Below are 21,616 nucleotides of genomic sequence, written 5' to 3'. Positions count from 1 at the left end.
CGCCGTGACGGGCATTTCCCTGCCAGGTCCCGGATTTCTAGCGTGGGAGGCATGGACCAGGAGACCTTCCCCGGCTGGCTCGTCCGCGACGCCTTCGGTGCGACGCTCGACCGGCTCGACCCGGCGATGCTGGACGACCTCGACACCACCGTCCGGGTGCGCTGCTCGAGCATCAACTACAAGGACGCGCTCGCGCTGCACGGCCGCCCCGGCGTCGTCCGGCGGCATCCGCTCGTCGCCGGGATCGACCTGACCGGCGAGGTGCTCGCGTCCCGGCATCCGCGCTGGCAACCCGGCGACCTGGTCACGCTCAACGGCGCCGGACTCGGCGAAGACCTGCACGGCGGCCTCGCCGGCGTCGCCGCGGTCAACGGCGACGACCTCGTCCGCGTCCCCTCGCGACTCGGGCCGCTGCGGGCCGCGGCGATCGGCACCGCCGGATTCACCGCCGCGCTCAGCCTGCTCGCGCTGGAACGCCACGGCCTCTCGCCGGAAACGGGCCCGGTCCTGGTCACCGGCGCGGGCGGCGGCGTCGGCTCGATCGCGGTAGCGCTGCTCGCGGCGGCGCGCTACGAGGTGATCGCCGCCACCGGCCGTCCGGCCGAACTGTCCGCTCGACTCGCCGCACTGGGCGCGGTGCAGCTCCTCGACCGCTCGGAGCTTGCTTTTTCCGGCAAACCCCTGGGCAAACAACGCTGGGCAGGCGTGGTCGACGCGGTCGGCGGCTCCGTCCTCGCCGGTGCGCTCGCTGGCCTGCAACACTCCGGCGTCGCGACGACCTGCGGACTCGCCGGGGGCGCCGAGTATCCCGGCAACGTCCTGCCGTTCATCCTGCGCGGTGTCTCCCTGCTCGGGATCGACTCGGTCCGCACCCCGCCGCTCCGCCGCGAAGCCGCCTGGCAGCGCCTGGCAGCGCCTGGCTCAGCTGCTCGATCCGACGCTCCTGGACTCCGTGACCCGGGTCGTCCCGCTCGCGGAGGCCAAGGATGCCGCCGCTTCGCTTCTGGCCGGTGCCGGCACCGGTCGCATCGTGGTCGACGTCGCTTCGGCCGGAAAGGAACAATAATGGGTGCTTTCGACGAATTGATGTCCTTGCGCGATGCCCCGCGCCCCGCGGCCGGCGAGGTCACGATCACCGGCTCGGATCCGCTTTTCGCGTCTCCATTCCGGATCGGCGAGACTCTCGCCGACGCACTCGCCGCCCGCGCGGTCGTCGCGAACGATTTGTGGGAACTGCGCACCGGACGTCGGCAGAAGATCGCCGTCGACGTCCGCGCCGCTGCCGCCACCGCACTCGGCGGCGAAGACATGACGCTCATCCGTGCCGAGGACGGCCACTATCGCCCCGCGCCGCTTTCGCCCGCTGTTGAGCACATGGTTTCGCTCACCCAGCCGTGGCCGACCGCCGACGGACGCTGGTTTCTGCCGCATTTCAACCTGCCGCATCTGGAACGCCTCGTGCTGGACGTCCTCGGCTGCGAGCCGACGCCGTCTTCGGTCGCCGCGGCTGTCGCCAAGTGGAAGGCCGATGATCTGGAAGACGCCATCGCCGCGGTCGGCGCGTGCGGGGGAGTGGTGCGGACGCCAGAGGAATGGCTCGCGCACCCGCACGGCGCATACCTGGCTTCACGCCCGGTTGTCGAGATCACCAAAATCGCGGATAGCGCGCCGTCGCTGCTGCCCGCTGGCGGCGCTTCGCCGCTCTCGGACGTCCGGGTCCTGGACCTGACTCGCATTCTGGCCGGTCCGACCGCCGCGCTGAGCCTTGCCGAACACGGCGCGAACGTACTGATGGTGACCGCTCCGCACTTGCCGCAGGTGGCACCGTTCGTCCGGGATACCAGTCATGGCAAGCGAAGCACGTACCTCGATTACTCCACAGTGGACGGTTCGGCTCGATTGCGTTCCTTGGCCAGCACTGCGGATGTGTTCGTCGAAGGCTACCGCCCGGGCCGGATGTCGGCACACGGCTTCGGTCCGGAGGATCTCGCGGCGCTGCGTCCGGGAATCGTCTACGTGAGCGTGAACTGCTTCGGCTCCGGCGGCCCGTTCGGAATGCGCGCCGGATGGGATCAGGTCGCGCAAGCCGTGACTGGTGCGTGTGTGCTGCAAGGCGGCGACCGTCCACAGTTGACTCCGGTGTACCTGTGCGATTTCCTGACCGGTTTTCTTGGTGGTTACGGCGCGATGCTGGCTTTGGCGCGGCGGGCTCGGGAAGGCGGGTCTTACCACGTGCGGGTTTCGCTGTGCCAATCGTCGATGTTGTTGCAGCGGCAGGGTTTGTTGACCGATTACGCGGATGCCCCGGGCCGTCTTTCGCCGGAGGAATTCGAGCGGTACGCGGTTTCGGATCCAGGCACGGTTTACGGCGACTTGAAGAGCCTCGGGCCGGTGATCCGGATGAGCGAGACCCCGCCGCGGTGGGAGGGGACGACGCCGGAGCTGGGGAGTTCCCCGCCGGAGTGGTGACCGGGTCCGGCCCGTTCTGCCGGGATGGTTTCCTCCTGGTTCGGATGGGTGCCTCGCAGTCGGGATTCGGGCGGTTCTCCGCGTTGCGTGCGTTCCTGGCCGCGAGCATTTTCTTGTGCCGCGCCATGAATTGGGCGTCGCGGCGGGCCCGCCGCGACGAACTGTCGGGTTGCCAGAAGCTCGCCGGGTGAGTATTCCATCGGGGCCGCTTCGAGGCTGCTCGCGGTGGGGAACGCCTTGGTCATCGACTCGTCGATCACGGAGGTGAGTTTCGCGACGGCCGCGCACTCTTCGCGTTCGTGGTGCGGGTCGTCGCCCAAGGCTTCTTGCGCCGCGTCGGAGAGCTGCTGGCTGACTCGCCCGGAGACCGGCAGGCCGTCGAGTTCCGGGCGACGGTCGCTCCGGCCAGGCCGGTCGGCGCGGGGTGGGGGATCACCGGCCGCGACGAGTTCGTCCTGGCCGGTCCTGCGGCTCCGCGGGTTCGTTGACGGTCCCGACTGGGCCTTCCGGGCGTTCGGGTGCTGCGTTTCGCGGCCGGGGTTCTGGCATTCTGTAGCGGCTCAGGCCGCGTGCAGGGTGTCCGTCAGGGATGCTCCGGACCTCGCCTCCAGGACCGCGTCGGTTTGTTTGGCGAACTTTTCGCCTTCGGGATCATCGCTCCGTGCGGCCATCGGGGCGGTGCCGAACACGTGCGGGTCATCGACGTGCTTCAAAGGAGGTTTGCCACCAGAAGTTCGTTGCGGGCCAGGATCCGCGCCGGTCCTCCCGGTTTTGCCTGTGCGGCAAGAGGGAGGACTGATGGCGTCGCACGAAGACGAAATGGACCAGGGCGGGGCTGCGCTGGCGATGCGGGATTTCCGTGCCGCATACCGGCATTTCGGGCGCGCACAATCTCGACCACGACGTGCTGGCCGATCATCTGGCCGCCCACCGCGGGCTGCTGGCAGCGGCAGCTCGGCCGGGCCGGGACGCAGCTCTTCCTGATGGGCGGCGCGGCGCTGTTCGACCGGAACCGGCGGAAACCGGAGGGGGCTGTCTGAACGGAGTCGCCGTGCCCGCGCCGGACTTTGTCCGAGGACGTACTATTGTGGCTGGGCGGGGACAGGCCCGGGCGGACTGGACGGTCTGCCGGGGCGCGGGTGCGTAGCTAAGGTCGAGGGATGTCGACAGCAGTGGGTGGGTCAGCGAAAGGCGGCTCCCGGGCGGGGCGGCGCGTGAGCCTGGAGGCGCCCGCGGATCTCGCCGCGGCTCCCGGGTATGGGGCTCGCCGGCTGTATCAGGCGTATTTGGCGGCGTGGAATCGGCATGTCGATTCGGTGCTGACCGGGCCGCAGTTCGCGGTGCTGTCGGCGGTGCGGGCTTATCCCGGGTTCGACCAGACTGCGCTGGCCAAGGCGGTGGCCCTGGATACGTCGACGATGGCGGACGTGTGCCGCCGGCTGGAGAACCGGGGCCTGATCGCCCGGGGGCCCGCGCCGCACGATGCCCGGGCGAAGGTGCTGACGCTGACCGAGGACGGGGCGGCGGCGTTTCGCGAGGTGACCCGGCGGACGCGGAAACTGGATCAGGCGTTGCTCGCGGACTGCCCGGCGGAGCGGCGGGGGGAGATCGCCGGGTTGCTGAACGAGTTGGGGGCGTTGTGGGAGGCGGTTGCTGAGCGTCGGGAGATTTGAGTCTGGGGGCGGTTCGGTCTCGGCTCGTCGCCTGGCGGCGACATTGCTGGTGAGGGCTGCGTGGGGCACCCCGAAGCCCATTGTGATGACGATCCGGGGGTGCTTGTCAAGGCGGGAAAGATGCCTTGACAAGCACCCCCGGACCGCATTTTTGGCTTCGTATCGGGGTGCGGGGGTGGTGTGGGCACCTGGCTGGCCGGGTGCACCGGCGGAGCGGGTGGGTGGATGGTTCCCGGGGGAACTGCGTCTGTGGCGGGATTCCTTGCGGCTATCGACCGGTCGTGAGGGAAACCCTGAGGGACTCTGATTCCCTCAATGTTCGCCTCCCGGACTGTCGCGCTGCAGGGTGAGCGGTACGGCCGTTGTCTGTTGGTGCGGCTTGGGTTTCGTCGCCGGTTAAGGGCTGGTTTGTGCGGCAGCTTCGGTGGCGCGGGATGTTGGACAGCGCCCGAGCCCGTAGTGCCGGTCCGGGCGGGGCGGGCTGGTGCGGCCTGCAGTACCAACCAGGGCGGATTGGGGTTACGCGAGGCCAGCCCTGACATATCAGTCCAGGTGGCGTGGAGTGATGCGGCATCGGTCTTGCTGTATCAGGCCAGGCGCTGCGGAGCGGTACGGCGTCGGTTCTGCAGTATCGATTCGGGTGGAGTAGCGCGACGGCGGCCGTGACGTATCAGTCCGGGCCGAGTGAAGTGGTGCGGGGTTGGCCTGCTGTATCGATCCGGGTCGAACGCAGTGGCGCGGCGGTGCTGACGTACTAACCAGGTGGAGCCGGGTGGCGCAGGGCCGATTCTCCTGTATCAACCCGAGCCGAGCACGGTGGGTGGCCGCGGTCGTGACGTATCAACCTGAGCCGGGTGGAGTGGCGATGCGGCGGTCTTGCCGTATCAACCCGAGCCGAGCACGGTGGGGCGATCGCGGTCGTGGCGTATCAATCCGGGTGGAGCTGGGTGGTTCGGCAGCGGTTCTGCCGTGTCAACCGGGGCGGAGTGGTGCGGCGTCGGTTCTGCCCCATCAATCGGGGCGAAGTGGCGTGGTGCAGTGGTGGTCGTGACATGGCAACCCGGGCCGAGCGCGGTGGCGTGGCGTCGGTTCTGCCGTATCGACCCGGTCGGGGTGGGGTGGTGCGGCGGCGATCGTGATGTATCAACCCGGGCCGAGTGAAGTGGCGAGACGGCGGTCCTGTCGTATCAACCCGGGCGGATTGGCAGTCGCTGCTGCATCGATCTCGCCCCACTGCGGCGCGGTCTGAAGTGTCGCATCGCCGCGTTCGGTGACCGTCCCGGCGCCCACCGCCGCCAAAGTCTCCTCTCGGCACGAAAATCCCGCCGGACTATTGCGTGTTCGGATAATCCGTGTTCGGATTAACCGTGTCCGGGTGACGGGCGGGCGGAGGCGGCTAGCGGGTAGGAGGTCGAGCAGGTGGCGGCGAGTCAGTCTTTCGAGGTAGTGGTCGCCGGAGGCGGGTTGGGCGGGCTTTGTGCTGCCTTGTCGTTGCGGCAGCGCGGGTTGCGGGTCACCGTGGTCGAGGCGGCGCCGCAGCTCGGGGAGATCGGGGCCGGGATTCAGACGGCTCCCAATGCCAGCCGGATTCTGATTGGGCTTGGGTTGCGGGCCGAGTTGCAGAAGGTGCGGTGCGAGCCTCAGGATCAGGTTCGGCGGCGGTGGGCCGACGGGAGCATTATCGCGCAGTTGCCGCTCGGGCAGCGGGTCGTCGACAAGTACGGGGCGCCGTATTGGCATTATCACCGCGCGGATTTGCATTCCGTCTTGCTGCGGGCGTGTGTGGACCCCGACGGGGCCGGGCCGGTGGTGAAGGTGGCTACTGCAGCCAAGGTTGTCGATCTCGATCGCGGGAATCCCGAGAGGCCTGCGGTGATCACCGAGGACGGGCGGCGGTTCGAGGGCGACGTCGTCGTGGGCGCGGACGGGATTCGGTCCGCGGTAAGGGATCTCGCCGGATTCGATGACACTCTCGCGTTCTCCGGCGAGATGGCGTATCGGGCGTTGATTCCGGGCGATTCGATCGCGGCGGATCCGGCTACCCGCTTCCTGGTCGACCGTTACCATTCTACGATCTGGTATGGCCCGGACAAGCATCTGGTGCACTACATGATCCGCGGCGGCGAGTACCTGAACGTGGTGGCGATCGTGCCGTGCACGGAGGACGTCGAGAAGAACTGGAGCGCGCCCGCCAGCGCGGAGCAGCTCGCGGCCGAGTATTCCGATTGGGACGACCGCGTGCCGATGATGCTGTCGAAGGCCAAGGACGACGTTTCGGTCTGGGCGATGTACCGGCGGCGGCGCGATCCGGTGTGGGTCGACGGACGCGTCGCGTTGCTCGGGGATGCTTGTCACGCAATGCTTCCGTACCAGGCGCAAGGGGCGTCGCAGGCGATGGAGGACGGGGCGGTTCTCGCGGAGGAGCTGGGGCAGGCGACTCGCGAGGGGATCGACAGCGCGTTGGCCCGGTATGTGCACCGGCGCGCCAAGCACGCGGGGATGGTGCAGGACGCGTCCCTGCGGAACATGAGTTTCTACCACCTGCCGGACGGCCCGGAGCAGCGCGAGCGCGACGAAAAGCTGCGGAGCTTCGACGGCGAGTCCGATGTGTCCTACGACTGGCTGTGGAACGGAACCCCGCTCAACGACCCGGACAACGAATCGATTCACTACCAGTTCGCCCGATAGCACGAAACGGCACACGCAGACTTCGCAAAGGAGCAAAGGCTATGCGTACCGGAGACCAGGTGGTCCAAGACTTGCCGTGGCGCTGGCGCGTCCAGGGCAAGATCTTCCTCATCGGCGGGCTCGGCTACATGTTCGACGCCTGGGACGTGGCGCTCAACGGATTCCTCACCCCCTTGGTGGGCACGGAATTCGGGCTGTCGGCCACGCAGCGGGGGTTTGTCGCTACCGCCAATCTGATCGGCATGGCGGTGGGGGCGGTCGCCTGGGGGACGGTCGCGGACCGGATCGGCCGCAAGCGGGCTTTCAGCATTACGTTGCTGCTGTTCGCGTTTTTCTCGGTCTTCGCGGCGCTGTCGCCGAATATCGAGGTGTTCCTGCTGCTGCGGTTCCTCGCCGGAGTCGGGCTCGGCGGGTGCATTCCGGTGGATTACGCCATTGTCAGCGAATTCTCGCCGCGCAAGCAGCGCGGGCGCGTACTGTCCGCAATGGACGGTTGGTGGCCGGTCGGCACGACGCTGGCGGGGGCGTCCGCGACGCTGCTGGTCCCGGTTTCCGGGAACTGGCGGTGGATGCTGGTGCTGATGATCCTTCCCGCGGTGCTGTTGTTCTGGGCGCGGCGCGGGGTCCCGGAATCGCCGTTGTATCTGGTCCGCAAGGGACGCGAGGCGGAAGCGCGGCTGGTCATCGACGATCTCGTCGAGCGTACCGGCGCGCCGAAGGAGCCGTACCGGATTCCGCCGGCGATTCAGGAGGACAAGCGCGGTGGCGGGGTGTTCGCGGCGGTCGACCAGCTGCGCCGGGTCTGGGCGTACAATCCGAAGGTCACCGGGGTGGCCTGGGCGCTTTTCATCACCGTGATGCTGGTGTACTACGCCGCGCTCAGCTGGATGCCATCGATCCTCAAGGCGCAGGGGTTCGGCGAGATCGCGGCGTTCGCGTCGACCACTTTGATGAACGCGCTCGGCATCGTCGGGGTCGTGGTGGCGGTGCTGCTGGTGGACCGCATCGGCCGCAAGCGGGTGATCGCCGCGGCCGGGCCGCTGGCCGCGGTCACGCTTGTGATTTTCTCGCTGGTGCTCGGCTCGGCCGGGGCCGCGGTGGTGGCGATCGGCGCGTTCGGGCTGTTCTCGCTCATCGTGATCCCGGTGATGTACGCCTTCGTGTCCGAGCTGTACCCGACGGAGCTGCGCGCGTCGGGCTTCGGCTGGGCCTCGTCGTCCAGCCGGGCGGTCACCGGGTTCGCGCCGTTGCTGTTCGGCAGCGTGCTGTGGCCGGTGCTGGGGCTGCCGCTGACGTTCGCGCTGCTCGGCCTGCTCGTCGTCGGGGCCGTGGTGTTCATGGTCTTCTGCGCGCCGGAAACCCGGGGCCGGGAGCTCGACCGGATCGACGGCGAGACCTCGCCCGAGCCGCATCAGTCCGAACTGGACGCGGTCTGATCCGCCGCCGCAGAAAGGAAATCGCATGAAGCCCGCCGCGTTCGCCTACCATCGGGCGCACGACGTCGCCGACGCCGTCGGCCTGCTTTCTGACCTCGCCGGACGAGGCCGGGAGCCGAAAGCGATCGCGGGCGGGCAGAGCCTGATGCCGATGATGAGCTTCCGCCTGGCCCGCCCGAGCGACTTGGTCGACCTCGGACGGCTGCGGGACCTGCCGGGGATGACCGACATCGCGCACGCCGGTTCCGCGCTGGCCGTCGGCGCGATGACGACGCACCGCCAGGTCGAATTGGCCCGGCTCGGCCCGGGTTTCGCGGTGCTGTCGGAGGCGATGCGGTACGTCGGGCACCTGCCGATCCGGTCCCGCGGCACGGTCGGCGGCAGTCTCGTGCACGGCGACGCCACGGCGGAGTGGTGCATGCTCGCGCTGCTGCTGGACGCGGTGATCGTCGCGGAGGGTCCGAACGGCCGCCGCGAGATCCCGGCCGGGGAGATGTTCTACGGCTTCTACGCGACCGCGGTGGAAGCGGACGAGGTCGTCACCGAGATCCGGTTCACCCGGGCGGCGCCGAAGGCCGCGTTGACCGAGTTTTCCCGGCGTGCCGGGGATTTCGCGACGGTCGCGGCGGCGGTGTCGCTCGAAGCCCGCGCGGACGGGTCGCTGGAAGGCGGCCGGGTGGTGCTCGGCGGGGTCGCGCCCGCGCCGTTGCGGATTCCGGAGGCGGAGGCGGTGCTGGCGGACGGCGCGCCGGGGCCGGAGTTGTTCGCCGAGTGCGGCCGGGCGGCGGCGGAGGCGATCGAGCCGCGGAGCGACGCGCAGGGGAGCGCGGACTATCGGAGGGCGTTGACGAGAACGTTGGTGGCGCGGAGTTTGGGCCAGGCTTGGGAAAAGGGGACGAGCGGATCCGAGGCCGCGGCGGCGGGAGGCCAGGGTTGGCAGGGGGGCGGTCGGTGATGGCGAGTGCACCTGAGGTTGCGGTGGGGCGAGGCCAGGTTTGGGAAGAGGGGATGAGTGGATCCGAGGCTGCGGCGGCGGGAAGCCGGGCTTGGCAGGGGGGTGGTCGGTGATGGCGAGTGCACCTGAGGCTGCGGTGGGGCGAGGCCAGGTTTGGGAAATGGGGACGAGCGAACCCGCGGCCGCAGCAGCGCGAAGCCAGGCTTGGCAGAGGGGAGACCGGTGATGGCGAGCAAGCCCGAGGAACCCCGGTTCGACGGCCGGGGCGGGAAGTGGATCGGCGCGTCCGTGCGCCGGCGCGAGGATCCGCGGCTGGTCACTGGCCGGGGGCGGTTCGTCGACGACATCCGTCTTCCCGGTCTGCTGCACGCCGGGTTCGTGCGGGCGACCGTCGCGCACGGCAAGATCACCGGGCTCGACCTCAGTGCGGTCCGCGAGATCGACGGCGTCGTGGCCGCGTACTCGGCGGAAGACCTCCAGCTCGGCGACATGGTCGCATTGCTGGACCGCCCGCCCGAGGAGTTCACCCCGACCACGATGCCGATCCTGGCGCGCGGCAAAGTGCGGTTCGTCGGCGAGCCGATCGCACTGGTCATCGCGAAGGATCCGTACGCGGTCGAGGACGGCATCGAGGCCGCGCAGGTGAGTTACGAGGTCCTCGACGCCGTCGTATCCGAGGAAACCGCGCTCGCCGAGAACGCTCCGCTGGTGCACGAGGACGCGCCGAGCAACGTGCTCCTCGACGTCACCGCGTTCGACACCCCGGGGGTGGACGAAGCGTTCGCGGACGGGTGCGTGATCGAGCTGGTCACCCGCAGCGGCCGGCAGAACGCGTTGCCGCTGGAAACTCGCGGCGCGGTGGCGTCCTGGGACGACCGCGACGAGCAGCTTCTCGTCCAGACGTGCAGCCAGGTGCCGCACCAGGTGCGTACCGTGCTGGCGCGTTCGCTGCGGATTCCGGAGCGTTCGGTGCGCGTGGTGGTTCCGGACATGGGCGGCGGCTTCGGGCAGAAATGCGTGGTGGGACGGGAGGAAATCGCGGTCGCGGCGGCGGCGAAACGGTTGCGGCGTCCGGTGAAGTGGATCGAGGACCGCAGCGAAGCGCTCGCGTCCGGGTTCCTCGCGCGCGAGCAGCGGTACCGCACCCGCGCCGCGTTCGCTCCGGACGGCCAGCTGATCGCGCTGGAGTCCGACATTGTGTGCGACATGGGCGCGTACTCGTGTTATCCGTTCACCGTCGGCATCGAACCGTTGATGGCGGCGGCGGAAATGCCGTCGGTGTACCAGGTTCCGGCGTATCGCGTGCGGGCGAGGGCGATCACGAGCAACAAAGCGCCGACCGCGCCGTATCGCGGGGTCAGCCGTCCGCAGTACGTGATGGTGATGGAGCGGATCATGGACCTGGCCGCGCGGAAGCTCGGGCTCGACCCGGTGGAGATCCGCCGCCGCAACGTGATCACCGAGTTTCCGTACACCGGCGTCAACCAGGTCACCTACGATCCCGGCAGCTACCTGGAATCTCTGGAACTAGGCGAAAAGATACTTCGCGACGAGGGCTGGTACGACCTGCGCGAGAAGAACCCGCACATCGGAATCGGCTACAGCTGTTTCTCCGAGCGCACCGGCTACGGTTCGGAGGCGTTCGCGAAGCGGAAGATGACCGTCGTCCCGGGATTCGACGTGAGCGAGATCCGGATGGACCTCACCGGTTCGATCGTGGTCACCAGCGGCACGGTCAACCACGGGCAGTCGCACGAGACGACGTTCGCGCAGATCGTCGCGGAACGGCTCGGCGTCGACCTCGCCAAGGTCAAGCTGCGCCAAGGCGACACCGAACGGATTCCCTACGGCTGGGGCACTTTCGCCTCGCGGTCGGTGACCATCGGCGGCTCCGCGGTGGCGACCGCGGCGACCCGGCTGGGCGAGCAGCTCTGCCTCATCGCGGCGCACCTGATGGACACCCGCGTCGAGAACGTCGGCCTCGACGGCGACGGCGGAGTGATCCAGCTCGACGACCCCAGCCGGCGGCTTTCCTTCGAGGAGATCGCCGACGTCGCGTACCTGCGCAGCCACCTGCTGCCCAAGGAAGCCGAGCCGACGCTCACCGCCACCGCGGCGTTCGACGTCCCCGGCGACGGCACGTTCTCGAACGCCACCCACGCGGTGGTGGTCGAGGCCGATCCGGGCACCGGGCAGGTGAAAATCCTCCGCTACGCCTGCGTCGAGGACTGCGGCGTGGTGATCAACCCGAAGGTGGTCGACGGACAGGCGCGCGGCGGCATCGCGCAGGGCATCGCCGGCGCGTTGTTCGAGGAGGTCACCTACGCCGAGAACGGCGAACCGTCGGCGGCGAGCTTCATCGACTACCTCGTCCCGACCGCCGCGGAGATCCCCGACATCACCGTCGACCACCTCGAAACCCCTTGCGCCTTCACCGAAAGCGGCGCGAAGGGAGCCGGGGAGGGCGGCACGATCGGCGCTCCCGCCGCGGTGCTGAACGCGGTCAACGACCTCCTCTGGCGCACCGGGGTCCAGCTGGAGCAGACCCCGATCCACCCCGAGTCCGTCCTCGCCGCGCTGAGCGCGGCCGACCGGGAGAAAGCGGGTACCGGCGCATGACCGACAAACAGCTGATCGTCCTGACCGTCAACGGCGAGGAGCACGAACTGCTCGTCGAACCGCGCTGGACGCTGCTCGACGTGCTGCGCCACCACGTGGGCCTCACCGGCACGCACGCCGGCTGCGAGCACGGCGTGTGCGGCGCGTGCACGATCCTGGCCGACGGCGAACCGGTGCGCGCCTGCCTGATGTACGCCGTGCAGGCGGAAGGCTGCGCGATCCGGACCGTCGAGGACCTCGGCACCCCGGAGGAGCCGAACGATCTGCAGCAGGCGTTTTCCGAGCACCACGGCTTGCAGTGCGGGTTCTGCACGCCCGGTTTCCTCATGCTCGCCGAGGGATTCCTCGCTCAGGAACCGGCGCCGACGCGCGAGGAGATCCGGGAAACGGTGTCGGCGAACCTGTGCCGCTGCACCGGATATCAGACCATTGTGGACGCTATCGAGGCGACCGCCGCGAAGCGGTGCGCCGAGTCCGGCAGGAAAGAGGACGCGGTCCGATGATTCTCGAGAACACCCTTGACCTTCCCGGCGATCCGGACACGGTGTTCGCGCTGCTCAACGACGTCGAGCGGGTCGCGGGCTGCCTGCCCGGCGCGGTGCTGGAGGGCCGGGACGGCGAGTCCTACCTCGGCAAGGTCAAGTTCAAGGTCGGCCCGGTCAGCGCCGCGTACGCGGGCAAGGTCCGGTTCACCGAGATCGCCGAGGGCGAGCGGCGGCTGCGGCTGTCGGCGCGGGGAGCGGACAGCCACGGCAACGGCGACGCGGAAGCGGACGTCACGCTGACCCTGGCGCCCGGGCCGAAGGGCTCGTCGCTGAACCTGCACACGGATCTCGTGGTGCGGGGCAAGATCGCGCAGTTCGGCAAGGGCGCGATCAGCACGGTGTCGAACCGGATCCTGCAGCAGTTCGCGGAGAATCTCGGTGCGCTGCTGGAAAACGGCGGCACCGCACCGGAACCGGCCGAAACCGCCCCCGCCGCGGATTCGCTCGACGGCCTGGCGATGCTGGTGCCGCCCAACGCGAAGCGGTATCTCCCCGTCGTCGCGGCGGGCGTGCTCGGGCTGTTCCAGGGCTGGCTGCTCGGCCGGGTCCGGTCGCAGCACAAACTGATCAAGGAGCTGCTGCGTGAACGCTCCTGAGAACGGACTGCACGGCACCGAGACCGACCAGACCTACGCCCGCGCGGGTTTCGGCGCCGCGGTGCCGAGAGGAACCGCGCCGGTGCTGGTCGTGGTCGACCTGACCCGCGGCTTCACCGAACCGGAATTCCCTTCTGGCGCAGACCTTTCCGCGGAAGTCGAAGCCGCCGGCGCGCTGGTCCGGGCCGCTCACGAGAGCGAGGCCCCGGTCGTGTACACCGCGATCAGCTACACCCCTGCCGAGGCGGACGGCGACGCGATCGCGTGGCTGCGCAAGGCTCCCGGCATGCGCGGCCTGCGCGACGGAAGCGCCGAAGTCGCGCTCGATCCGCGGTTGGAACGGCACGACACCGACCAGCTGATCGTCAAGAAGGGCGCGTCCGCGTTCCACGGCACGGGTCTCGCCGCGCTGCTCACCGGCCTTGGCGCGGACACCGTGCTGATCTGCGGCGCGACCACCTCGGGTTGCGTGCGAGCCACCGCCGTCGACGCGGTCCAGTCCGGATTCAACACGCTCGTCGTCCGCGAAGCCTGCGGCGACCGCGCGCGTGGACCGCACGACGCCGCTCTCTTTGACCTGCAAGCAAAATACGCCGACGTCATCGGGCTGAGCGAGGGCGTCGCGCTGCTCGCCAAGGCCCGCTAGGAGTTCCCGCATGTCTTCCGTTTCCGCCCGGGTGCTGACCCAGCCCGCGCTCGCCGAACTGGCGGACGTCCCGGCGCAAAGCGTCTGGGTGCGCTCCGGTTCCGTCCGGCTGCACGTCCTCGACTACGGCCCGGCCGACGGCGTCCCGCTCGTGGTCCTGCCCGGGATCACCAGCCCGGCGATCACCATGGACTTCGTCGCCCGCGAGCTGACCGACCTGGTCCGCCCGCTGGTGCTGGACATCCGCGGCCGCGGCCTGTCCGACGACGGGCCCGGCTACGACCTCGACGCGTACGCCGCGGACGTCGAAGCGGTGGTCGACCAGTTGAATCTGTCCGCGCCGCTGCTGTTCGGCCACTCGATGGGCGCGCGGATCGCGGCCAAAGCCGCGCTGTCCGGCGGCATCGCGGGCACTGTCCTCGCCGATCCGCCGATGAGCGGCCCCGGACGGCCGTACCCGACCTCGCTGGCGGTCTTCGAATCGCAACTGGACCAAGCGCAACGGGGGACCAGCGCGGACGAGGTCGCCGCCTCGTGGCCGCGATGGCCGCGCCGGGAGCAGGAACTGCGCGCTCGCTGGCTCGCTTCGTGCTCTCGGGCCGCGATCGCGGCCACGCACGCCGGTTTTGAATCCGAGGAATTCCTTCCGCTGTGGGAAAACCTGCCCGGACCCGCCGTGCTGTTGTATGGCGCGGAGAGCCCGGTGGTGACCCCGGCGGATGTCGCGGTGCTGGAGAAATCGGCACATCAGCTGGCCCCCGTGGCGGGTGCCGGGCACATGATCTTCTGGGACGAGCCCCTGCCCGCCCTGCAGGCGCTGCGCTCGGCGCTGAAGGACCTGCTCGCTCGCTAGCCGGGGCGGCTTTTTCGTACTCGGATAATCCGTATTCGGACAATCAAGGAGGTCGCCATGGACCAGAACCTGTTCAACGACATCTGCTTGCGCCAGCTGACTTTTTCCGGCGTGCACGAGGGGGAGACGGTCGTCGTGCTGACGCGCGGCCACGAACGCGCCGAGTACGCGGACGCCTTCCTCTGGGCCGCTCAGCAACTCGGCGCGGCGACCTACCACCTGCGGCTGCCGTCGCCGGCGAGCGCGTCCGGCGCGTGGGCGGTCGGGCAGTCCGGCCTGGACCAGCTGCCGCTCGCCGTCGAGGCGCTGAAGGCCGCGGACATGGTCGTGGACTGCACGTTCCTGCTGTTCAGCGAGGAGCAGTTCGCCATCCAGGCCGCCGGAACGCGGATCCTGACCGCCGTCGAGCCGCCGGAGCTGCTCGCCCGGCTGATGCCGACGAAGGAACTGCGCGAGCGCGTCGAGATCGGCGCGGAGCTGCTGGCCAAGGCCAAGACCATGCGGATCACCAGTCCGCACGGGACGGACGTGACCTACCAGCTGGGCGTGTATCCGACGATGAGCGAGTACGGCTACACCGACCAGCCGGGCCGCTGGGACCACTGGCCCGCGGCGTTCGTGTTCACCGGCGGTTCCGACGACGGCGTGGACGGCAAGATCGTGCTCGCGCCCGGCGACGTGCTGCTTCCGTTCAACACCTATGTGCAGACGCCGGTCGAACTGACCATCGAAAAGGGTTTCATCCAGGACATCCGCGGCGGCGCGGGCTCGTCCGGGCTCGACGCCGACCTGCTGCGCAGCTACATCGAGTCCTTCCACGACCCGCGCGGCTACGGCATGTCGCACGTCGGCTGGGGCCTCGACGAGCGGGCGCACTGGCACGGCCTGACCCAGTTCCCCGGCGGCATGGGCATGGAGCTGCGCAGCTTCTACGGCAACGTGATGTTCTCGATCGGCCCCAACAACGAACTCGGCGGCCCGAACGACACGGCGTGCCACTTCGACATCCCGATGCGCGGCAACAGCCTGTACCTCGACGACGAGCTGATCGTCGACGCGGGCGAGCTGACCGTGAAGGACATGCGCCCGGCGGCGAAGCGATGACCGACCACCACATCGGGATGATCGTCCCGAGCTCGAACCTGACCATGGAAACCGAACTGCCGCGGATGCTGCGCGCCCGCGAGGAGCGGTACCCGGAGGACCGGTTCGTCTTCCACTCCGCCCGCGCGCGGATGCAGCACGTGACGCCGGAACAGCTGCGCGCGATGAACGCCCAGGCGGAACGCGCGGCGACGGAACTGGCCGACGCGCGACCGGGCGTCGTCGCGACCGCGTGCCTGGTCGCGATCATGGCGCAGGGGCCCGGTTATCACTGCACCGCCGAGGAGTCGATCACTTCGGCATTGCGCGCGGAAGGCTCGGACGCGCCGGTGGTTTCGTCGGCGGGTGCGCTGCTGTCCGGAATCGCCGCGTTGGAGGCGAAGCGGGTCGCGATCGTCACGCCGTATCTGAAGCCGTTGACCCAGGCGGTGATCGAGTACCTGGAGGACGCGGGCGTCGAGGTGGTCGATTCGCTCTCGCTGGAGGTGCCGGACAACCTGGCGGTAGCGCGGCTGGACCCGGCGGATCTGCTGGCGCACTACCGGAAACTGGACCTTTCGCGGGCGGACGCGCTGGTGCTGTCGGCGTGCGTGCAGATGCCGTCGCTGCCTTCGATCCAGCCGGTGCAGGACGCGGTGGGGATCCCGGTGCTGTCGGCGGCCACGGCGACGACCTTCCGGATTCTCAGCGAGCTGGGGCTGCGGCCGGAGGTGCCGGACGCGGGGCATTTGCTGAGCGGGAAGGTTTCGGCGGCGCGGGCCGCCTGATCCGCGGAACCCCGAGGGCGGCGCCGGCCCTCGGGGTTCGCTGCGTTTTTACCGCCGGGCGGCCACCAGCTCCCGGACCCGCGGCGCGACTTCCCCGGCGAACAACCGGATCGCGTCGACGGAGTCCACCGACAGGAGAAACGCGCTCATCCCGTGCATGAGCGCCAGTTCGGCAAGCTGCTCGGCCCAGTCGGAGCTGCTGCCGGACGGAATCCCCGGCAGGTTGTACAGCCGCCGGATCTCGGCGGGGGAGCGGCCGGCTTTCCGGGCCGCCTCGTCGATCAGCGCGTTCGCGGCGGGCAGGCGGTCCGGCGGGATGCGGGTCATGCTCGGCAGCCAGCCGTCCGCGGCGCGGCCGATCAGCCGGAGCATCCGCGGGCCGAGCGCGCCCAGCCAGATCTCCATGCGGTGCACCGGAAACGGGCCGGGCGGACTGCCGGTCAGCCGATGGTGGGACCCGGGCACCGTGGCGGGCGGCCCGGGTGTCCACAGTGCGCGGACGACGGCGATCGCTTCCGTGAGCGCGGCGAAGGCTTCGCCGGGCGGATACCGCGGGCCGCCCTGCGCGGCGATGTCGTCCCAGTACGCGCCGGCGCCGAGGGCGAGTTCGGTGCGGCCGCCGCTGAGCAGGTCGAGACTCGCGGCCGAGCGCGCGAGCACCGCGGGCGGGCGCAGCGGCAGGTTCGCGACGTTGGGGAACACGCGCAGCCGTTCGGTGCGCGCCGCGACGACGCTCAGGACGGTCCACGCGTCGAGCAGGTCCGGCCGGTACGGGTGGTCGGGGACGCTGAGCAGGTCGAGCCCGGCGGTGTCGGCGGCCTCGGCGAGCCTGGTCACCGGGCCGGGACTGGCGGCTTCCGGCAGGAGGATGACGCCGAACTGGAGGTCGTGGCCGTAGTCAGGCATGGGCGGCCCGAAATCGTGTCATGACGACATGATTACCGGACGGAATGATATCTGTCCAGCGGGTAGGATTCCGGCATGGACGAACTGCGCCCGCCGACCCTGCTCGCGCTGCCGTCGTACCTGGCCGGGCACGTGGCGCGGATCGGGCGGCGGGAACTGGCCGGCGCGCTCGAGACGCACGGCCTCCGGCTGCCGCATTTCGCCGTGCTGGCCGGGCTTTCCGACTTCGGGCCGCTGGCGCAGCACGCGCTCGCCGACCGGCTCGGCCTCAACCGCAGCCACCTCGTCGGCTACCTGGACGAACTGGAACGCCGGGACCTGGTCGGCCGCGAACGGGACCCGGACGACCGCCGGCGGCAGCGCGTCGCGCTCACCGGGTCCGGGAAGGCGCTGACGCGGGAGCTGAAAGCCGAGGCCGGCCGTTCGCAGGACGTGCTCCTTTCCGCACTGTCCGCGAAGGAACGCGAGACGCTGACCTCCCTGCTCCGGCGGGTGGTGGCCGCGGACGACCGGGCGCGGGGCGGAGCCGGGATTTGACGCGAGTCTCGTGCCCGAGCCTTCCGACGTTGAGTAAAGCCGAGCTCCAGCGAGCCGGTTGTGCGATACCGGGCAGGCGGGTGCTGACGAAGCGTGGCGTTCATCCGCTGCGGTGTCGGCCGACAGTAGTCTGCCAACGGTGTCATCGAAGGTTTGGGAGGAACCTCAGCACATGACGGGCAAGAACATCGCGGTCACGCTCGAAGTAGTCGAGGACAACGGGCGGAGGATCGACGCGGCTCCGGAAGGGGTCGCCATCGGCGCGTTGAGCCTGCTTCCGTGGCAGATCCATCCGGTCGAGAAGGCCGCGGACGATTTCGCCGGATCGGCTGTCTACCTGGTTAAGGTCAGCTACGACCTCGAGCTTGAACAGGATTTGGCTCCGATCCGGTGGTACGAATTGGGACTGGAGTTCGGCGAGGACGCATCGGCAACCGTTGTGGACGCGGTGCCGCGCACCTCGCGGGTTTCGCAGCCTGCAGCCGCGTACGATCTCACTCGTTATCTGGAGTTCGCTCCGGCGGGCAAGCCAGGGCAGGTGCACCTGAGCGAAGTGAACGGCGCGGTGTTCCGCCATGGGGTGCCCGGCTCGTCGGTCAGGTGGCGGCACGCGTCCGAGCATCCCGACGGAATCGAACCGGGATCGAGGTCCGGATGGCTGGCGTTGGTGGTTCCTGACGGCTGCGACCGGCTGCCGGTGACCCTCTCTGCCCGATTTGACCTGCCCGCAGATCCGGATTCGCCTTATTGGCCGGTGCAGGAACCGGCTCACTTCGTCTTGACCTTGCGTGACGAGCAACTCGGCAGGCCGCTCGCCCCGGCCGTGGCTGGCGAGCGGAAGGCCGCCGACCCTGGAGAACCGTCCGCATTCATTTGCTATGCGCATGATGACGCCGAGCACAAAGAGAACGTGCGGAAATTCGCCGACGTCTTGCTTGCAGAAGGAATTGACGTTCATATCGACCAATATGCAGACGCTCGGCGAAGGGACTGGGGGCATTGGGCGTATCGGCACCTTCGGCACCGCGATTTCGTGCTCGTCATGGCCTCGCCTATGTGCCAGGCGGTGGGCGACGGCGACGCTGAACCTGAAAAGCATCCTGGCCTGAGGGCCGAGTTCGATGCGCTCCGTACGCTTTACCAGCGCAACCCGGAGTGGCGGCCTTATGTGCTCCCGGTCGTGTTGCCGGAGAGGTCGGAATACGAGATCCCGCTGTTTCTCGGCCCTGCCCCCAACGACTACTACCGCATTGACGACTACACGCCGGAGTGCGTCGCGAACCTGCTGCTTGTCATGCGCAGCACGGAACGGCGGACCTGGAGTCTCCGCTAGTCGTCCTCTCCGGAGAAGCGGTGATCCGGGTGGTCGCGGTCCGCAGCGAGTCCGAGATGCAATGGAGCTGGGGCGAGGGTGCGCCCGTCCCATGCAATCGGCTGCTCGCACAGCCGGGCGGCGAGCGCCGCAAGTTCGGCCGGGTCCCGGCCATCGGCGCGGACGACCGCGAACTCGCGTGCGGTGTAGGCATGCCACGGCGTGCCCAGTTCCTCCTCCCGGTCGGGCGGGAGCGTCCACCGAGTGTATTTCGTGCCGGTGCGGCCGAAAGGCCCGGCGAGGGTTATCGACGTCCCGGCCAGCAGCCATGAGGGAACACTGGTGTCTCTCAGCCGGTAGACTTTTCTGCCCGGGGCAGCAGGCTGCCCTTCGTCCGGGAGAGGCTGCCCTTCGCCTTCCCGGGTGACTGGCCGGCCGAGGTCTCCCATATCCGAATGCGAGCGCACGACGGAAACTTGTGCGCCGCGGGCGCGCAGCGTGTCACCAGGAAGCTCGGCCTCTCCTGCCTGAGCGTTGAGCAGTCCGGGCCATACTGACCGGGTCGCTTGAGCGTCTACGAAGACGACGACCGGAACCGTTGCGAGATCGCCTGTCACAAGCGCTTGAAGCCGGTGTTCGACCTCGTCGCGAGTCGCTGTTGCCTTGTCTCCGTACCTCCCGAGGCCAAGAGAGCCGATAGCGCCGGAGTGGAAATCGGTGACGCCGTCGGCGGCGCGGACCCACTTCCGCTGCTTCTCGCTGTAAGCCAGCACTCGCCAATGCTCAAGGTGGTCCGGGTCGGCGAGGACAGCGGTGAGGATCAGAACCAGCGCGGCGGGACCTGCACCGGTCTGCTGTGTTCTTGCGCTGATTCCTACCAGAAGGTTTCTGCGGTCGAGCCGGACTTTGAGGTCGGGCCGGGCGATTGCGGTCCGCACGCGTTCGTCGAGCACGCCGACGGAGCGCAAAAGGTCCCGCAGCGCGGCTCTGGCGGCATGCTGCTTGGTCGCCGTCGTGCTTGCTCGCGCGCCCTTCGGCAGCACGGCCGGTTCTGTCGCCAGGAACTGGGTCGGGATCCCGCGGTGCGCGAACAGCCTGCGGAGATGCGGTTTTGCGTCCAGCGTGGGCTTTTCGTAATCGCGATGTGCGAGGTACTCGGTCTCCACCCATGCGGCGACAAGGGTTTCCGGGTCGGCGGGCAGGCCTAGTTCGTCAAGCGCTTCGGCACGATTGGGCGTCGAATGGTCGAGCAGCTTCGGGCAGTAGCGGGCCGCGATCTCGAATTGCTCGTGCACCACGGCCGGTGCGTCGCCGCCACTCGGACGGATGCCGGTGAGCTTCTCCAGTTCGTCGAACATCCGGTTCTTGGCTTCGGTTGTCCGGTACAGGCAGGCGATGATCAGCTTCTTGGCCCCGGTCGGCCCGACTGAGGACGCGGTGAGGCCTTCCACTGGGTACTTCTTGATCCGCGGCGGCAGTTTGATCGCTGGATCAGGCTCGTACGCAAGCGGTGTCAGCAAGGGCAACCGGGCGGTGATGTGCTCGTGCAGACGCGCCATGAACCGGGGACCGAGGCCGCTGCCCAGCGCATGGAAGTTGGCAGCCCGCAGCTTCGGCCTGAACTGAGCCGGCCACTCGCCGCCGGGCTGCGGCACTTCGAGCGGTGCCAGCTCGCAGGCCGTGAGGATCGCGGCTATGGCCGGGTCGAAGTGGCGGATCCAGCTCCGCTCGCCGTTCTCGCGCTCCCAGTGCCCGCTGACCGGCAGATAGGGGACCGGCGCGTCCCCCGTGTCGCGTTCGACCCATGCCGCCCGGAAATACCTCAAGTCCGGGTCCAGCCGGGAGAGGTGTGCGTCGAACGCGAGGACGAGGTCTTCCAGCCCGGGCCGGGTGGCAAGCCGGACTGTCACATTGGCCATCGACCATGCGGTGCCGTCCGGGCTCTTGATCAGGTCGTCGCGGTGCCACGCAACAAGCCGTCCGTTGGTGTCCATTCGCAACCGGATCGATCGGCCGGAGCCAAGGTCGAGCGGTGCGTCGGCGAGGAGGCGCGCGGCCTGCCACGCCGCCACGCGGAAGACCCACGGCGGGGCATCCGGCGCGTGCCCCGGCCGCAGCTCGAGGAAATCGCTGAAAGGGCGAGACGATTCCGGCTCGGGGATGAGCCCGGCAAGGGTCGGTGCCGCGCCGTTGCGCACATGGCGTTCCCATGCGCGGACGGCGATTCGCAGCCGGTTGTCGAGCGCGTCATCGGGGGTGAGGAGGAGGGCTTTGGCGCCGGCCTCGACGTCGCGGCCGCGAATCTTGCGTCCGCCGAACAGTCGAACAGGTTTGCCAGTGGCGGCGACCAGACCCGTTGCCAGCGCGCTGTAGGTCGGCCGTTCGCCGGGCAGCGTCTTCCATGCTTCTATGAATTCCGCGGTGAGCGGATAGGCGGTCACCGTGCCGAGGAGCTCGTCGACGTGTTTGCGAGGTATGCGATAAGCCAGGGTGGTCAGCACAGAGCACTC

Annotated in this window: 17 protein-coding genes; 15 read left to right on the top strand and 2 right to left on the bottom strand. The window is 69.1% G+C overall.

Annotated elements, in window-relative coordinates:
• Positions 1 to 51 precede the first annotated feature (51 nt).
• The 13 genes from F9C12_RS06780 (at position 52) to F9C12_RS06720 (ending at position 16,351) form a co-directional block, all read left to right on the top strand.
• The gene (locus tag F9C12_RS06780) at positions 52 to 2,469 is read left to right on the top strand and encodes an acryloyl-CoA reductase (RefSeq protein ID WP_409465208.1); all 2,418 of its coding nucleotides are present in this window, start codon (positions 52 to 54) and stop codon (positions 2,467 to 2,469) included.
• A gap of 299 nt (positions 2,470 to 2,768) precedes the next feature.
• A complete protein-coding gene (locus F9C12_RS06775; protein WP_409465207.1) occupies positions 2,769 to 2,957 on the top strand; it encodes a hypothetical protein in 189 nt (62 codons plus the stop codon).
• 684 nt (positions 2,958 to 3,641) lie between these two features.
• Positions 3,642 to 4,142, top strand: a complete 501-nt coding sequence (locus F9C12_RS06770; protein ID WP_409187018.1) for a MarR family winged helix-turn-helix transcriptional regulator — start codon at positions 3,642 to 3,644, stop codon at positions 4,140 to 4,142.
• A gap of 1,419 nt (positions 4,143 to 5,561) precedes the next feature.
• Positions 5,562 to 6,830 (top strand): FAD-dependent monooxygenase, encoded by a 1,269-nt coding sequence (locus F9C12_RS06765; RefSeq protein WP_409465206.1) that lies wholly within the window; start codon positions 5,562 to 5,564, stop codon positions 6,828 to 6,830.
• 41 nt (positions 6,831 to 6,871) lie between these two features.
• Positions 6,872 to 8,266 carry an MFS transporter gene (locus tag F9C12_RS06760; RefSeq protein ID WP_409181115.1) on the top strand — a complete coding sequence of 465 codons (1,395 nt, stop codon included), beginning with the start codon at positions 6,872 to 6,874 and terminating at the stop codon, positions 8,264 to 8,266.
• Positions 8,267 to 8,291: 25 nt separating this feature from the next.
• On the top strand, positions 8,292 to 9,221 hold the full coding sequence (locus F9C12_RS06755) for an FAD binding domain-containing protein (RefSeq protein ID WP_409465205.1): 930 nt from the start codon (positions 8,292 to 8,294) through the stop codon (positions 9,219 to 9,221).
• 225 nt (positions 9,222 to 9,446) lie between these two features.
• Positions 9,447 to 11,840, top strand: a complete 2,394-nt coding sequence (locus F9C12_RS06750; protein WP_409465204.1) for a xanthine dehydrogenase family protein molybdopterin-binding subunit — start codon at positions 9,447 to 9,449, stop codon at positions 11,838 to 11,840.
• On the top strand, positions 11,837 to 12,343 hold the full coding sequence (locus tag F9C12_RS06745; protein ID WP_409181112.1) for a (2Fe-2S)-binding protein: 507 nt from the start codon (positions 11,837 to 11,839) through the stop codon (positions 12,341 to 12,343). The genes F9C12_RS06750 and F9C12_RS06745 overlap by 4 nt, the downstream gene beginning before the upstream one ends.
• A complete protein-coding gene (locus F9C12_RS06740; protein ID WP_409181111.1) occupies positions 12,340 to 12,981 on the top strand; it encodes an SRPBCC family protein in 642 nt (213 codons plus the stop codon). Before F9C12_RS06745 ends, F9C12_RS06740 begins: the two co-directional genes overlap by 4 nt.
• The gene (locus tag F9C12_RS06735) at positions 12,968 to 13,627 is read left to right on the top strand and encodes an isochorismatase family protein (RefSeq protein WP_409465203.1); all 660 of its coding nucleotides are present in this window, start codon (positions 12,968 to 12,970) and stop codon (positions 13,625 to 13,627) included. The genes F9C12_RS06740 and F9C12_RS06735 overlap by 14 nt, the downstream gene beginning before the upstream one ends.
• A gap of 10 nt (positions 13,628 to 13,637) precedes the next feature.
• Complete coding sequence (locus tag F9C12_RS06730) at positions 13,638 to 14,480, top strand: alpha/beta fold hydrolase (protein ID WP_409465202.1); 843 nt, start codon at positions 13,638 to 13,640, stop codon at positions 14,478 to 14,480.
• Positions 14,481 to 14,537: 57 nt separating this feature from the next.
• Positions 14,538 to 15,584 carry a leucyl aminopeptidase gene (locus tag F9C12_RS06725; protein ID WP_409181108.1) on the top strand — a complete coding sequence of 349 codons (1,047 nt, stop codon included), beginning with the start codon at positions 14,538 to 14,540 and terminating at the stop codon, positions 15,582 to 15,584.
• Positions 15,581 to 16,351: an Asp/Glu racemase gene (locus tag F9C12_RS06720; RefSeq protein WP_409181107.1), complete on the top strand. Its 771-nt coding sequence runs from the start codon at positions 15,581 to 15,583 to the stop codon at positions 16,349 to 16,351. The genes F9C12_RS06725 and F9C12_RS06720 overlap by 4 nt, the downstream gene beginning before the upstream one ends.
• Before the next feature lie 48 nt (positions 16,352 to 16,399).
• On the opposite strand, the gene F9C12_RS06715 is transcribed toward F9C12_RS06720, so the two are convergent.
• Entirely contained in the window at positions 16,400 to 17,257 is an 858-nt protein-coding gene (locus F9C12_RS06715; protein ID WP_409465201.1) for an LLM class flavin-dependent oxidoreductase, read from the bottom strand.
• Between the two features lie 75 nt (positions 17,258 to 17,332).
• On the opposite strand from F9C12_RS06715, the gene F9C12_RS06710 reads away from it, so the two are divergent.
• Together F9C12_RS06710 and F9C12_RS06705 are read left to right on the top strand one after the other, a co-directional pair.
• Positions 17,333 to 17,794 (top strand): MarR family winged helix-turn-helix transcriptional regulator, encoded by a 462-nt coding sequence (locus tag F9C12_RS06710; RefSeq protein ID WP_409465200.1) that lies wholly within the window; start codon positions 17,333 to 17,335, stop codon positions 17,792 to 17,794.
• A gap of 172 nt (positions 17,795 to 17,966) precedes the next feature.
• Positions 17,967 to 19,127: an SEFIR domain-containing protein gene (locus F9C12_RS06705; RefSeq protein WP_409465199.1), complete on the top strand. Its 1,161-nt coding sequence runs from the start codon at positions 17,967 to 17,969 to the stop codon at positions 19,125 to 19,127.
• Here the strand turns inward: F9C12_RS06705 and F9C12_RS06700 are convergent.
• Complete coding sequence (locus tag F9C12_RS06700; RefSeq protein ID WP_409465198.1) at positions 19,124 to 21,607, bottom strand: RNaseH domain-containing protein; 2,484 nt, start codon at positions 21,605 to 21,607, stop codon at positions 19,124 to 19,126. The two genes, F9C12_RS06705 and F9C12_RS06700, sit on opposite strands and share 4 nt — an antisense overlap.
• Between the last annotated feature and the right edge of the window lie 9 nt (positions 21,608 to 21,616).

It is taken from the genome of Amycolatopsis sp. GA6-003, assembly GCF_046267895.1.
Classification (GTDB): Bacteria; Actinomycetota; Actinomycetes; order Mycobacteriales; family Pseudonocardiaceae; genus Amycolatopsis.
This window is presented reverse-complemented; position numbering and strand designations above follow the sequence as displayed.